The organism is Jeotgalicoccus coquinae, from assembly GCF_014207425.1.
GTDB lineage: Bacteria > Bacillota > Bacilli > Staphylococcales > Salinicoccaceae > Jeotgalicoccus > Jeotgalicoccus coquinae.
Genome location: NZ_JACHFF010000001.1, coordinates 311,396 through 325,951 on the forward strand (window position 1 = coordinate 311,396; position 14,556 = coordinate 325,951).

A 14,556-nucleotide genomic window follows, 5' to 3' on the forward strand; every position below is an offset into this window, starting at 1 on the left:
TATTTCGTGTTAAAATAAAATTTATGAACAATTAGTGAAACGAAGAACTAATGAAGCGAAGTTTAGTATACTATTATTATACGAAATAAAAGGTAGGATAAAATTATGAAGAGAATGTTAGCATTTGTCAGCATGATTCTTGCAGTGCTGTTTATGAGCAGCAGTCCTGTATCAGCTGAAGAAAATACATATGACAGAATTTATATGATTACTGTCGACCGATTTTTAAATAATAATACTTCCAATGACATCGGTGTGACAAAGGACGGGGATCCATTCCATTCGTTCGGCGGGGACTTTGATGGTATTACACCATATTTTGAATACATTAAGGATATGGGCTTTAACACTGTTATGCTGTCACCGGTAACAGAACGTGCTGAAGATGACTATCTCGGCTATGACGTAACAGATTACGACGCAATCTCAAAAGCCTACGGAAGCCCGGAAGATTTCCAGAACCTGATAGACGAGGCACATGAACTTGAGCTGAAAGTTATCGTGGATATGCCTGCAGTGGCTACAGACGATTACACAGCACTTGATACACCGGTATTTAACGACGTTCAGTCAGATTACTACGAAGACATCGACAGAGAGATTATCGACCTGAACGATAGAGACAACCAGGACACATACCGTGCAATGGTTCAGAACTTTATCGATACTTATAATGTTGACGGTATCAGCATGTTCGTAAACCAGGACGGACTGAATGCTGAAGAGTTTTTACCTGAAGATATTGAAACTTACGGGATTTTATCGACTGAAGAACTGAACGCTGAAGGATTCGATACAACGGCAACAGAAGAATTCAGAGCAGAACTCGTACAGAAGTACGGCGGCATTGATCAGCAGATTCCTGAATTCCCTGAAGATGAGCAGCTGATTATGGCGGACCACTGGTTCTCAGAGAGATTCACACACCACGCTGCAGAGCAGAATATGTTCCCGGGTACCAGAATACAGCAGCTTGCGAACTACTTATACGCATACCGCGGACCAAGTGCAATGACTTACGGAACAGAAGTTGCGTTTAACGGACTGGATTATCCGGAAATACATCCGCAGATGGACTTCAGAAGTGATAAAGAAGTAATCGAGTATCTTGAGAATATTTCTATTATCTACCGCAATCATGCAATCATGCAGGCGCCCGAATCAGAAATTGAAACGATATTAAACGAAGACGGGCAGTATTTAGTTAAATACTATACGGACGATGTTGATTATCTGCTTAATATTAACAATACGACGGAAACAGAATCTGTCACACTTGATCAGACAGCTGAAGAAGAAGGTAAAGTATTAAGCGGAATGCTTATCGGGGATATGATCAGACCGCATGACAGAGAATATATTGCAGTCCTCGACAGAGAAGAAACAGAGCTGTATTCAATTATTGAAGAAGCCGGCTTTAACAATGGTTATCTATACGCAGCGGCATTAATCTTTGGTTTGTTTGCGATATTTATCTGGGTGGCAGCGAGCCGCAGCAGAAAATTTAAGAAGCAGAGAGAACAAGAGAGAAATAGTAAATAAGATTTAACAATGGACCGTGCTCCCTTAAAGGGTGTGCGGTTTTTTTGTTGAAGAACGACTCGTGAACCGTCCGGAATACACCAAAAAAGCCGGATTCATCAAAAATGAATCCGGCTCCCGATTTATAAATTTTCTGCTTTTTCTCTCGCTTTATATCCAACCATATTGATGATGTCTTTCGGACTGGAGAAGGGCGGTGAGTAGCCGATTTCAATGTTTATCAAATCGTATACAGTGCCGCCGAGCCGTGTGTGTGCTGATAAAATATCGATGCGTTTATCAACACCTTCTGTGCCGACGACAGCTGCTCTTAATATAATGCCGGTTTCTGTTGAGACGTATACCCGCACGTGTATCGGTGCGGCACCTTTCATATAGCCGGATTTATTTTTCTGTTTCTGATCGATAACGAAATGAGGGACATCTGCGACTTCTTTTTCAGATAAACCGAATGTCGCAATATGATAGTCAAAAAACTTAACGATATTCGTACCGAGAAATCCTTCGTGTGTAACGGAACTGTCGCCGGAAATCTGATTAGCAATAATATGTGCGAGCCTGTGAGCGGGCCATGCGAGTGCTGCCTGCATCGTTATCTCCGGGATATGCTGATAGTGCGTCACTGCCGCATCGCCAAGTGCATATATATTTTTAACATTCGTCTGGCCGTTCTTATTTATAGGAATCAGGCCATTTTTTAACGATACACCGGAATTATTTAAAAATCCGGTATTCGGTGAAATTCCGACACCGGTAATAATCAGTTCGGCATCAATCTTTTCACCGTTTGATAATACAGCCTGACTGCCGTCAACATAATCAATTTCCGTGTTCAGTTTCAGTGTGATACCGTGTTCGGTCATGGCTTCATAAAGTACACCGTTCATATCCGCTTCGATGTTTTTATAAATACGTTCATCGTGCTGAAGTATCGTAACATGAATGCCTTTTGCAGTTAAGTTTTCCGTTACTTCAAGTCCGATGTAGCCGGAACCGATCAGTACCGCTTCTTTAACATTGTTGTCTTCAATGTATGACATTATATAGTCAAGATCTGCGAGTCTATGAAGTGAAAATACCTGTTCACCATCTTTCACAGACGGCAGTTTTTTCGGTGAACCCCCGGGCGATAAAACCAGATAGTCATATGAATCGGTAATTTCTCTGTTGTTTGCCTTATCGAGTACAGTGACAGTATTTTCGTCTGTATTAACTGAAGTCACTTCATGTCCGGTTTTGACAAAGATATTTTTGTCTCTGAATTTCCCGGGCGTCATGTTCACCAGGCTGTCGCGTTCTTCAACTTCACCGCCGATGTAATACGGCATTCCGCAGGAACCGTAGCTGATATCTTCATAGCGCTCGTAAATAACAATTTCGATATCCGGGTTTAAACGTCGCAGCTGGGACGCAGCAGTGGCACCGCCTGCAACGCCTCCAACTAATATAACTTTTTTCATTATTATTCGCCGTCTTTAAAATAGAACAGTGCGATAGTACCATCGCCTGTATGCGAACTGATTGTCGGTCCGATGCCGGTAATATTAATTGTCTCAAGATCAGTGTTTTTAAGAAGCTGGTCTTTAAGATCAGCAGCCAGTTTCTCAGCATCTGCATGAACGATATGTCCTGTACCTGATGCACCTTCAGCTATAGCCAGTTCATTCATACGCTTAAATACTTTTTTCAGGCCGCGGTGTTTTTCGAGCGGGACTAATTTTCCGTCTTCAACATGCAGCAGCGGTTTAATATTTAAAAGTCCGCCGAGAAACGCAGAGCCTTTCGATAAACGCCCGCCTTCGGCTAAATAATTTAAATCGTTCACTGTAAACAGATGTCTGATTTTTGATATATCCTGTTCCACTTTTGAAATAACAGTCTCCTTGCTGTCACCCTGTGCTATGTATCCAGCAGCACGTTCAACGATCAGACCGAGACCGTAGCTGACGGCAGAGGTGTCAATCAATGTAATATCCGCATCCGGATATTCTTCCAGCAGGGTATCGCGTGCTATTACTGCACTCTGATACGTTCCTGATAATGCACTTGATAACCCCAGATAAATAATACTTTCATTTTGTTCGGCATACTTTTTAAAAATACCTGCAAAGCTCTCAGGGTTTGGCTGGCTTGTCATAGGACGTCTGCCATCTTTAATAGACTGAATAACTTCTTCGCTCGTAATTTCAAATTGGTCAATGTAGCTTTTATCGTCAATCTGAATAGTTAAAGGCTGCATATCAGCATTCAGTTCACGCGCTCTCTCCTGTGAAATATCAGCACAGCTGTCGATTATAAGTTTCATTATAATGTCCTCCTTATGGTTTCAGACGAAGGTCAAAAAAGTCATTTAAGAAATGACCAATGCCGTCATTATTATTATTTGTTTCTGTCACGTAATTTGAAATACTTTTAATATCGTCAATCCCATTTTTCATTGCTACCCCGTGTTCAACGTACTGAAGCATTTCAGTATCATTATCTTCATCACCAAATGCGATAGTGCGGCTTTGCGGTATATTTAAATACTCTCTCGCATAGTCAACACCGACTGCTTTGTTGATGCCTTTTTTAATGATTTCAAGAACCGGATACGGTGCTCCCCAGCGGCGCTGTTCGATAACTTCGGCAAACAAATCGTCCAGTGTCTGACGGATATGCGGCATTTCAGATTCTTCAGCCTGTACGAGAATACTCGTCACATCTTCAGTCACGGTGTCATATAAATTACCGACGCTTATTTTAGGGTCGCCCATTTTAAATGCATCGAAGAGTATGCTGTCATGATAGTGTATATATATATTATCTTTAATCTCGGCAACAATATTTTTAATATTAAGTTCAGGTACTTTTTTAGCAATTTCCTTAGTCACTTCAAGATCCAGTGTTTCGTGTTTCATCTTAAAATTGAAATCTGTCGGATGATGGACAAATGCACCGTTAAAGTTTACGACAGGTGTCGTCATTTTTAATTCTTTATAGTATGGAACACTTGCCCGGTAGGGACGCCCGGTAGAGATCATCAGTTCGTGCCCTTGTTGTTTAAGTGTTGTGAGCACTTTTTTAGTATACGGAGTAATAGTCTTTTCATCCGTCAGCAGAGTGCCGTCTAAATCTAAACAAATTAAATGCTTGTCCATATAAATCTCCCTTTTATCTGTGGTTAATTAAAATGTTTCTACTTAATAATAGCATTTATATTTATTGAATGTATAATTTTTGGTATAGTTATGATATATACACTACAGTTAGGAGTGATTAGTTTGGATAAAGCAATGGAAGAAAGCATGTACGGTGCGTTAGAGAACGTTATTGACCCCGAACTTGGCATAGATATAGTTAACCTTGGTTTAGTTTACGGAGTGAACCTTGACGACGAAGGTAACGCAGGTGTAGAAATGACATTAACTTCGATGGGTTGTCCTATGGGACCTCAGATTATGGGACAGGTGGAACACTGCCTGTTAGAACTGCCTGAAGTTAAAGATGTACAAATCGCAATTGTCTGGAACCCGCCATGGGATAAAGACAAGATGACACGTTATGCGAAAATCGCACTCGGCGTCAGTTAGTTTAACGCAGAGAAAAGCCGCGAAGAATATTCTTCGCGGCTTTTTTCTATGCCCATATAAACTGGTAAAGTATTGAAAATGCACCAAGTGCAAAACAGTAATAAACAAATATAATTAAATTTCCGCGTTCCATTACATTCTGCAGCCATTTAACTGCAAAATAAGTTGCGATTATTGTCACGATAAATGCAAGCAGATATGCAAGCCATAATGTGTTCATGTTCGGATCATTGACAATGTCTCCAACTGAAATCATTGCAGTACCGACAGATACCGGAATGTATAACAGAAATGCAAAACGCAGTGCATTTTTCTGACTCAGACCAACGGCAATCGCACCTACAATTGAAGCGCCGCTTCGACTGATACCTGGCGTCAATGCCATACACTGTGAAATGCCGACGATGATTGAATCTTTGATTGTAAGGTCACCGTCACGTTTAGCGCCGCGTTTATTTTTAATGAATAAAAGAGCAAGCCCTGTTACAAGCAGCATTAAACCAACGAATCCAACTGAAATGTTTTCTCCGATAACATCTTTTAATAACAAACCTGCAACACCGGCTGGAATAGTAGCGATAATAAGACAGATTGTATACTTAAAATCGGTTACTGCATCGTTATCTCTGGCACCGTGAAACACAAATCTCCATAAGTTCTGAATGATACTGATTATATCTTTTCTGTAAACAAACAAAATTGCAATCAGTGAAGCTGTATTCAAAAATATTTCAAACGACAGTCCCGAAGCTTCAATGCCGAAAAGTTCACGCGCAATGACCAAGTGACCGCTGGATGAAACTGGAATTGGCTCAGTAACACCTTGAAGTAATCCCAAAAATACATATTTAATAATAGTAATGATATCCAACTTTTAAATTCCTCCTTAAATGTCCATCAATAAATATATGATAAATTGCGGGATATTGCTATTAATTACTTGATTTTAACATGGGAAAGCGTATAATTAAGTTAAGGTCAAAAAAGGTCAAACATATTTTGGCTTTAATTTTACTTAACTGAGGTGAAGTAAATTGGATATTAACAAGATGACATTAAAAGTACAGAATATTATTGAACGGGCACAGCAGTATTCACAGGAGCTTAAACTGCAGTCCATTGAGCCTGAAGCAGTGCTGAAGGCAATGCTGACCGCAGATGAAAGCATGAGTACTGACATACTGGACCGTGCAAATATTAAAACCGAAAATATTATTGAAGCTTACGATGAAAAATTAAAGAAATACAATTCGGTAACCGGAGACAGCGTTGAATACGGCGTGTATATGTCAAGCGGTTTTTCGAAGTTGTATAACAATGCTGAAAAGAAAATGACTGAGATGGAAGATACATTTATCTCACAGGAGCACTTGCTTCTTGCAGCGATTGAAGAAGACAATATATTAAAAGAAGCAGTCGGCAATAAAGCGGATATTATTAAAGAAATTATAAAAAAAATAAGAGGGGGAAACCATGTGACAACACAAAATCCTGAAAACCAGTATGAAGTCCTGGAAAAATACGGCCGTGATCTGGTCGAAGAAGTAAGAAACGGCAATGTGGATCCGGTTATCGGACGCGATGAGGAAATACGCGATACTATCCGTATACTGAGCCGTAAACGTAAAAACAACCCGGTCTTAATCGGGGAGCCGGGTGTCGGTAAAACAGCAATAGTTGAAGGTCTTGCACAGCGTATTGTACGTAAAGACGTACCTGACAGCCTGCTTGACAAAACAGTGTTTGAACTCGACTTAACATCACTTGTAGCAGGTGCAAAATACCGCGGAGAATTCGAAGAAAGATTAAAAGCAGTATTAAAAGAAGTCAAAGAATCAGACGGCAGAATTATTCTCTTTATCGATGAAATTCATATGCTTGTCGGTGCAGGTAAGACAGATGGGGCTATGGATGCCGGCAATATGCTGAAACCGATGCTTGCCAGAGGCGAGTTACACTGTATCGGTGCAACAACGACGAATGAGTACCGCGAGTATATTGAAAAAGACTCGGCACTCGAAAGACGTTTCCAGAAGGTTCAGGTGCCGGAACCTGACGTGGAAGATACAATTTCAATTTTACGAGGGCTTAAAGAACGTTATGAAGTGCACCACGGCGTAAGAATTACCGACCGTGCACTTGTAGCAGCGGCAGAGTTATCCGACCGTTATATTACAGACCGTTTCCTGCCGGATAAAGCAATCGACTTAATGGACCAGGCAAGTGCGACAATCCGAACTGAAATGGGCTCGAATCCTACTGAACTTGATCAGATTAACCGCCGTGTCATGCAGCTTGAGATTGAAGAACAGGCATTAAAAGGCGAAAAAGATTCAGTGTCGGCGAACCGTCTGACTGAACTGCAGACAGAGCTCAGCGACATTAAAGAAGAGCAGAAAACACTGCAGAATAAAGTGGAGAAAGAAAAAGAGCAGATTAAGCAGGTTAACGACAAGCGTGCCGAAGTTGATAAGGTACGCCAGGAACTTGAAGACGCTGAAAATAATTACGAACTTGAACGCGCAGCTGAACTCCGTCACGGCAAACTGCCTCAGCTTGAAAAAGAGCTTGCAGCGTTCGAAGCCGAAATGGAAACAGCTGCAGCTGATGAAGGACGTATTATAAGAGAAGTTGTTACCGAAGAGGAAATCGGCTTTATCGTCAGCCAGTGGACGGGTATTCCTGTAACGAAACTCGTAGAAACTGAAAAAGATAAACTGCTTAAACTTTCCGATATACTTCACGAACGTGTTGTCGGACAGGATGAAGCAGTAGACCTCGTTGCCGATGCAGTAATCAGAGCGCGGGCAGGTATTAAAGATCCGGACAGACCAATCGGAAGCTTCCTGTTCTTAGGACCGACCGGTGTCGGTAAAACAGAACTTGCCAAAGCACTTGCCGCAACGATGTTCGATTCGGAGAAACATATGATCCGCATCGATATGAGTGAGTATATGGAGAAACATTCTGTCTCAAGACTGATAGGTGCACCGCCGGGATACGTCGGCCATGAAGAGGGCGGACAGCTGACAGAAGCAATACGCCGTCAGCCGTATTCCGTAATTCTGATGGACGAAGTGGAGAAGGCCCATCCCGATGTGTTCAATATTCTGCTTCAACTGCTGGATGAAGGACGCCTGACAGATTCGAAAGGCCGCAGTGTCAACTTTAAAAACACAATAATTATTATGACATCAAACATCGGATCACAGCACCTGCTCGACACAGTAGTCGTGGACGGTGAGCTGAGCGATGAAACGAAAGATATCGTGATGGGCGAAGTACACCAGTACTTCAAGCCGGAAATTATTAATCGTATGGATGACATTGTTATGTTCAGCCCGTTAACTCAGAAAAATATGGGAGCAATTGTCGACCGACTGCTGGTCGATTTAAACAGACGTCTCGAAGCGCAGCATATGACGCTTGAAGTGACAGACAGCGTTAAAAACTGGGTGGCGGAAAGTGCTTATGAGCCGCAATTCGGTGCACGTCCGCTGAAACGTTTTATCCAGAAACATATAGAAACACCACTTGCGAGAAAACTTATTGCAGCCGATATGACAGAAGGTCTGCATATTAAAGCGGATTATGTAAATGATGAACTGGTGTTTGTTATTAAATAAAAAAATGACATCTGAAATTTTAATTTCAGATGTCATTTTTTTACTGTCTTCTTGTATCTTCTATTGCTCCATCGAGTTCTTTCGAGAATTCCTTTTTAATATCATTGTCGTATCCAAGTATGTCCTGCAGCAGTTTTTCAACACCCTCGCGGTACATCAGCACATCATCGATTTCGAAGTACAGCTTGCCCGAGCGGCGGACGAAGAAGTCTGTCGGTTTAATTACCATTTCATGCAGAATACCATATATTACTTCTGCATAAAGCGGTTTTGGCAGACCGTATTTTTCGTAGTTATGATCCGTAATGCCTGCATACTGATAAACATCTTCAACGTTGCTGCCGTATTTCATAGCGAGCATATGACCTTCATCGAGTGTCAGACCGTAGCTCGGTGCTTTACGGCTGATATTTTCAACGTAGTTCTGATAGCCGACACTGCCGCCGACATTACCGCCTGAAACCGGTTCATTCTTAGTTGATACTTTTTTAACATGCATCTTATGATGCTTTTTAAGATATTCTGCAACTTCATCCGTAATTTCCTCAGCCATATGACGGTAGCCGGTCAGTTTGCCGCCTGCGATGGTAATCAGTCCGCTGGTGCTGTGCCAGATTTCATCCTTGCGGGATATGTCGGATGCATCTTTACTGCCTGACTGTATGAGCGGGCGAATGCCTGCCCATGATGATTCTATCATTGAAATATCTGCATTCAGTGCCGGGAACATAAAGTTTATTGCATTGATCAGATACTCTTTATCATTTGCATCTGCTGTCGGATTCGCTTTATTTTCACCGTAAAATGTATCCGTTGTGCCAACGTATGTTTTACCAGTACGGGGAATAGCGAATATCATGCGGCCGTCTTCTTCAGTGTCGAAGTAAACGGCCTGCGTTAATGGGAAATCTTCCTGTTTAAAGACGATGTGGACACCTTTAGTATGGACGAGATGTTTCTTCGTCTGTTTCCCGGGCTGATCGCTGGCACGCACTTCATCGACCCAGGGGCCGGTTGCGTTGACGACCGCTTTACTTTTAATTTCATATGTTTCATCTCTGAGGACGTCTTTCGCCTTAATGCCGGTCACAGTGCCGTTATCGTATAAGAAACCTTCTGCTTTAACGTAATTGACTGCATCTGCGCCGTATGAAGCAGCTTTCTTCATAACCTCGACAGTCAGTCTCGCATCATCAGTTTTGTATTCCACATAATGACCGCCGCCGCGGAGACCGTCAGTTTTAATATTCGGCACACGCTCGATAACTTCTTTTTTAGAAAGCATGTTGCGGCGCTCATTTTTATCAACCTGTGCAAGAGAATCGTAAACTTTTAAGCCGAGACTCGTCGTGAATTCACCGAATGTCCCGCCTTTATGAAACGGCAGCAGCATCCATTCAGGTGTCGTGACATGCGGTCCGTTTTCATAGACAATGGCACGTTCACGTCCTGTTTCACGGACGACGTTTACCTGCATCTGTTTTAAGTAGCGGAGTCCGCCGTGAATTAATTTCGTACTGCGGCTGCTCGTACCCTGTGAAAAGTCCTGCATTTCAACGAGCGCAACATTGAGCCCGCGCATCGACGCGTCCAATGCAATGCCTGCGCCTGTAATACCGCCGCCGATTATAAGCAGGTCGTATTCAAATTTAGACATATGATCGAGCTGGTGTTTTCTTGTAAGAGCGTTTAACATAATTCTCCTCCTGTATATAAGCATGATTAATTATCTGTTTTAAACATCTGGGTTGCACGGACTGCACTCTGCCACCCGCTGTATAGTGACTGCCGTTTTTCCTCATCCATCAGCGGAGTGAACGTTGAATCTGTTTTACTGAGTTTCAAAAGAGCTTCCTGGGATTCAAAGAATCCAGTAGCAAGTCCGGCAAGGTAAGCCGCACCGAGAGCGGTTGATTCCAGTATCTCGGGACGTTCAACTTTCGTCTGCAGAATATCCGACTGGAACTGCATCAGGAAATTGTTCGCTGATGCACCGCCGTCAACACGAAGCCTGTCGATTTTAATATCGGCATCCAGCTGCATTGCATCGAGTACATCTTTCGTCTGGTATGCAACAGCTTCAAGAGTGGCACGGCTGATGTGCGCTTTTGTAGCGCCGCGGCTCAGTCCGAACATTGCTCCGCGGGCTTCTGAATCCCAGTAGGGTGCACCGAGACCGGTAAATGCCGGAACGACATAAACACCTTCAGTAGAATTAACTTCCAGTGCATACTGTTCGCTGACTTTCGAGTCACTGAAAAATTCGAGACTGTCGCGGAGCCACTGAATAGCACTGCCTGCAACAAATATAGAACCTTCCAGTGCATAATTGACCTTGCCGTCAATACCGATGGCAATCGTTGTTAACAGACCGTTGCTGCTGGAAGTCGGTTCTTCACCTGTATTAAGCAGCAGGAAACAGCCGGTGCCGTAAGTATTTTTAGCATCGCCTTCTTTAAAACAGGTCTGGCCGAAGAGAGCAGCCTGCTGATCACCAGCAATACCGGCAATCGGTACGTTGTAGCCGAAAAAATGCGGCTTTGTCGTGTGAGCGTAAACTTCGCTCGAAGATTTAACTTCCGGAAGCATTTGGTGAGGGACATTCAGAATAGATAAAAGTTCGTCATCCCATTTAAGCTCGTGTATATTGTATAAAAGTGTCCGGCTCGCGTTAGTATAATCGGTTACATGTACTTCCCCTTCAGTGAACTTCCATATAATCCAGCTGTCAATCGTGCCGAATAATAAATCTCCGTTCTCCGCCTTTACCCTGGCACCGTCGACATGATCCAAAATCCAATTAATTTTTGTACCTGAAAAATAAGGGTCGATAAGCAGTCCGGTTTTTTCTCTGAATAATGATTCATGACCCTGTTCCTTTAAAGATGAACAAATATCCGCAGTCTGTCTAGACTGCCAGACAATCGCATTATAAATCGGCAGTCCGGTATTTTTATCCCAGACAACGGTTGTTTCACGCTGATTTGTTATACCGATAGAATCTATTTCTGCAGGCGTAATATTATTTTCTATCATTACACCGGCAACAACAGAGAGAACTGAACTCCAAATTTCATTTGCATTATGTTCCACCCAGCCGGAGCGGGGGAAGTACTGTGTAAATTCCCGCTGGTTGGAAGCAGCAATACGGCCTTCCTGATCGACGAGTACAGCACGTGTACTCGTCGTGCCCTGGTCGATGGACATGACATATTTCTTCATATTGTATAACCTCCCCAAAGATGAATAGAATATTAAATGACTATACCCGTTTTACGATAAGTTAAAATAAATAAAAAAAACCGGATTTCATAATGAAATCCAGTTTATTGTCCGCCGTCTGCATGTGTGTTATCAGCTGACATCTTTGTCAATCCATCAAGGATGAATACTGCCAGTGTAATAGCTGCCGCTAAAACAACACCGATCCAGAAGTTTAAAAGACCGCCGCCTGCAAGACTGTTTAATATGAAGTTTACCATTTGAGTGAGCATGAATGCCCAAAGAAATGTAACGAGATATCTCATGAGTGAGAAGCCTCCGATTTACGTATTTTTATATCTTCATTTTACATTAAAAACAGTACAAAGTATAGTACGAAAAAAATATTTTATGAAAACGCTTGCATTATTGAAAGCGGTCTCATAAAATAAGGGTGCAAGTGATTATGCATTACTGCATATTAATAAATTGTATACTAAAAAGTTTGCAATTTTTAGACAATTCATATTGCCTTTTTTGCAGCATCTCTATACAATAGAAAAAACAAACATAAGAATTCACATAATTTTAAAAAAAGAAAAAGTTTTTACAAAGGGAAAGTTAAGGTGATCTAAGTGGGAGAAGAGCTACTGAGCGTTAAGAATTTGACGACATCCTTTAAAATAGACGGGACGTATTATCCCGCGGTTGACGGTGTATCGCTCGATATTATGCCGAACGAAGTGGTGGCACTCGTAGGGGAGTCAGGTTCAGGAAAGAGTGCAACAGCATTTTCGCTGATGAAACTGCATCGTAATGCACGTATTGAAGGACAGGTGGAATTTGAAGGGAAAGACCTCCTGAAGTTTAGTGAGAAAAAGATGAATAATATTCGCGGCGGAGAAATGGCCATGATTTTCCAGGATCCGATGACTGCGCTGAACCCGCTTATGAAAATAAAACTTCAGATTATGGAAACGCTGAAAATACATAAGACGAAAACTAAAAGTGAAAGAGAAAGCTATGCAATCGAACTGCTGTCGAGAGTAGGGATTCCAAATCCTGAGCGTGTCGGCGAAGCATTCCCGCACGAACTGTCGGGGGGTATGCGTCAGCGTGTTGTTATCGCAATAGCGATTGCGAACAGACCGCGTCTTTTAATTGCAGATGAGCCGACAACAGCACTGGATGTAACAATCCAGGCGCAGATTCTCGATTTAATCAGAGAGCTTCAGGGAGACCTCGGCTCAGGAGTGCTGCTGATTACGCATGACCTTGGGGTGGTTGCTGAAATGGCAGACCGTGTCGCAGTAATGTACGCAGGACAGATTGTGGAAATTGCACCGGTCAGAGAATTATTTAAAGACCCGAAACACCCTTATACACGTTCGCTGTTAAATTCACTGCCGCACGAAGATCAGATGGGCAGCAAGCTTCATGTAATTGAAGGGGTAGTGCCGGCATTGAATAAAATGGAAAGAGATTCTTGCAGATTCGCACAGCGTATTCCATGGATACCGGCAGAAGCACACGAACATAATCCGGAGCTGCGCGAAATAAGCCCGGGTCATCACGTTCGCTGTACGTGCTACAAAGACTTCTATTTAAAATCAGACCCAAGTATCGGGCTGCAGGTAGAACAGCAGCAGATGGCGGCTGATGCAGAAGAGGTGACGAAAGAATGAGCAACTTATTAGAAATAAAAGATTTGAAAGTATATTACCCGATTAAAGGCGGTTTCTTCAACACAGTAAAAGACCATGTCAGAGCAGTTGACGGTGTCTCGCTTCACATACCCCAGGGAACTACATACGGACTTGTTGGAGAGTCCGGTTCAGGAAAAACGACGACGGGGAAAGCAGTTATCGGTTTAAACCATATAACTGAAGGAGAAATTCTGTTTGACGGCAAGCCGATCAGCGGCAGCGGGAAATCTGTAGAAAACAGTAAAGAAATTCAGATGATATTTCAGGATCCGTACTCATCGTTAAACGTGCGTAAACGTGTATTCGATATCGTCAGCGAACCGATCAGAAACTATCACAAACGTACAAAAGATGAACTGATTGCCGAAGTACTTGAGCTGCTTCAAAAAGTTGGTCTCCCGCCCGATGCTATTTATAAGTATCCGCATGAATTCTCGGGTGGACAGAGACAAAGAATCGGTGTAGCACGTGCAATTGCATTAAACCCGAAACTGATTATCGCAGATGAGCCGGTATCGGCACTGGACGTATCGGTTCAGGCACAGGTACTGAACTTTATGCAGGATATTCAGGAAGAACTTGATTTAACGATGCTGTTTATCGCGCATGACTTAGGAGTTGTACGCCATATGTGTCAGCATATCGGAATTATGTATCAGGGACGACTGGTTGAAGAGGGTACAGCGGAAGAGATTTTCAATAACCCGCAGCATCTGTACACGAAACGTCTCATCGCAGCTATTCCGGATACTAATGTTGATAAAATTGATGAAAATCTGCATATTCGCCAATCGGTTAAAGAAGAATACGATCAGCATTTTCACGAATATTTAGATGAAGACGGCAGAGCGCTGCCGCTGATTGATATATCAGCGACGCATAAAGCGGCACTGCCGGCAAAGGGGTGAA

The 14,556-nt window shown here is 42.6% G+C and carries 12 protein-coding genes; 5 read left to right on the plus strand and 7 right to left on the minus strand.

Going from position 1 to position 14,556, the window contains the following annotated elements:
• The first annotated feature begins 105 nt into the window (after positions 1–105).
• Entirely contained in the window at positions 106–1,542 is a 1,437-nt protein-coding gene (locus HNR41_RS01595; protein ID WP_184281068.1) for an alpha-amylase family glycosyl hydrolase, read from the plus strand.
• A 122-nt stretch (positions 1,543–1,664) separates the two neighbouring features.
• Here HNR41_RS01595 and HNR41_RS01600 read toward each other — a convergent pair whose 3' ends face one another.
• From HNR41_RS01600 to HNR41_RS01610, 3 genes are read right to left on the minus strand one after another with little or no spacing between them, the layout of a single operon-like run.
• Positions 1,665–3,002 (minus strand): CoA-disulfide reductase, encoded by a 1,338-nt coding sequence (locus HNR41_RS01600; RefSeq protein ID WP_184281070.1) that lies wholly within the window; start codon positions 3,000–3,002, stop codon positions 1,665–1,667.
• A 2-nt stretch (positions 3,003–3,004) separates the two neighbouring features.
• Positions 3,005–3,847, minus strand: a complete 843-nt coding sequence (locus tag HNR41_RS01605; RefSeq protein WP_184281071.1) for a DegV family protein — start codon at positions 3,845–3,847, stop codon at positions 3,005–3,007.
• A gap of 13 nt (positions 3,848–3,860) precedes the next feature.
• Positions 3,861–4,682, minus strand: a complete 822-nt coding sequence (locus tag HNR41_RS01610) for a Cof-type HAD-IIB family hydrolase (RefSeq protein ID WP_184281073.1) — start codon at positions 4,680–4,682, stop codon at positions 3,861–3,863.
• Between the two features lie 135 nt (positions 4,683–4,817).
• On the opposite strand from HNR41_RS01610, the gene HNR41_RS01615 reads away from it, so the two are divergent.
• Positions 4,818–5,114: a metal-sulfur cluster assembly factor gene (locus tag HNR41_RS01615; RefSeq protein WP_376698663.1), complete on the plus strand. Its 297-nt coding sequence runs from the start codon at positions 4,818–4,820 to the stop codon at positions 5,112–5,114.
• A 46-nt stretch (positions 5,115–5,160) separates the two neighbouring features.
• On the opposite strand, the gene HNR41_RS01620 is transcribed toward HNR41_RS01615, so the two are convergent.
• Complete coding sequence (locus tag HNR41_RS01620) at positions 5,161–5,985, minus strand: undecaprenyl-diphosphate phosphatase (protein ID WP_184281075.1); 825 nt, start codon at positions 5,983–5,985, stop codon at positions 5,161–5,163.
• Positions 5,986–6,148: 163 nt separating this feature from the next.
• Here HNR41_RS01620 and clpB point away from each other — a divergent pair, with 163 nt between their 5' ends.
• On the plus strand, positions 6,149–8,740 hold the full coding sequence (clpB, locus tag HNR41_RS01625) for an ATP-dependent chaperone ClpB (protein ID WP_184281077.1): 2,592 nt from the start codon (positions 6,149–6,151) through the stop codon (positions 8,738–8,740).
• Positions 8,741–8,780: 40 nt separating this feature from the next.
• On the opposite strand, the gene HNR41_RS01630 is transcribed toward clpB, so the two are convergent.
• From HNR41_RS01630 to HNR41_RS01640, 3 genes are all read right to left on the minus strand, one after another.
• Entirely contained in the window at positions 8,781–10,439 is a 1,659-nt protein-coding gene (locus HNR41_RS01630; RefSeq protein WP_376698664.1) for a glycerol-3-phosphate dehydrogenase/oxidase, read from the minus strand.
• 23 nt (positions 10,440–10,462) lie between these two features.
• Positions 10,463–11,962, minus strand: coding sequence for a glycerol kinase GlpK (glpK, locus tag HNR41_RS01635; RefSeq protein WP_184281081.1), 1,500 nt, complete (start codon positions 11,960–11,962; stop codon positions 10,463–10,465).
• 104 nt (positions 11,963–12,066) lie between these two features.
• Positions 12,067–12,267, minus strand: a complete 201-nt coding sequence (locus HNR41_RS01640; protein WP_184281083.1) for a YjzD family protein — start codon at positions 12,265–12,267, stop codon at positions 12,067–12,069.
• A 309-nt stretch (positions 12,268–12,576) separates the two neighbouring features.
• Here HNR41_RS01640 and HNR41_RS01645 point away from each other — a divergent pair, with 309 nt between their 5' ends.
• On the plus strand, positions 12,577–13,626 hold the full coding sequence (locus tag HNR41_RS01645) for an ABC transporter ATP-binding protein (protein WP_184281085.1): 1,050 nt from the start codon (positions 12,577–12,579) through the stop codon (positions 13,624–13,626).
• The gene (locus HNR41_RS01650) at positions 13,623–14,555 is read left to right on the plus strand and encodes an ATP-binding cassette domain-containing protein (RefSeq protein WP_184281087.1); all 933 of its coding nucleotides are present in this window, start codon (positions 13,623–13,625) and stop codon (positions 14,553–14,555) included. The genes HNR41_RS01645 and HNR41_RS01650 overlap by 4 nt, the downstream gene beginning before the upstream one ends.
• Position 14,556: the final 1 nt, after the last annotated feature.

Bases quoted from the DNA above. Each gene is read 5' to 3' on its own strand.
- glpK (WP_184281081.1), bottom strand. From the start codon at position 11,962: ATGAAGAAATATGTCATGTCCATCGACCAGGGCACGACGAGTACACGT.
- HNR41_RS01610 (WP_184281073.1), bottom strand. From the start codon at position 4,682: ATGGACAAGCATTTAATTTGTTTAGATTTAGACGGCACTCTGCTGACG.
- HNR41_RS01640 (WP_184281083.1), bottom strand. From the start codon at position 12,267: ATGAGATATCTCGTTACATTTCTTTGGGCATTCATGCTCACTCAAATG.
- HNR41_RS01615 (WP_376698663.1), top strand. From the start codon at position 4,818: ATGGAAGAAAGCATGTACGGTGCGTTAGAGAACGTTATTGACCCCGAA.
- HNR41_RS01650 (WP_184281087.1), top strand. From the start codon at position 13,623: ATGAGCAACTTATTAGAAATAAAAGATTTGAAAGTATATTACCCGATT.
- HNR41_RS01600 (WP_184281070.1), bottom strand. From the start codon at position 3,002: ATGAAAAAAGTTATATTAGTTGGAGGCGTTGCAGGCGGTGCCACTGCT.
- HNR41_RS01595 (WP_184281068.1), top strand. From the start codon at position 106: ATGAAGAGAATGTTAGCATTTGTCAGCATGATTCTTGCAGTGCTGTTT.
- HNR41_RS01605 (WP_184281071.1), bottom strand. From the start codon at position 3,847: ATGAAACTTATAATCGACAGCTGTGCTGATATTTCACAGGAGAGAGCG.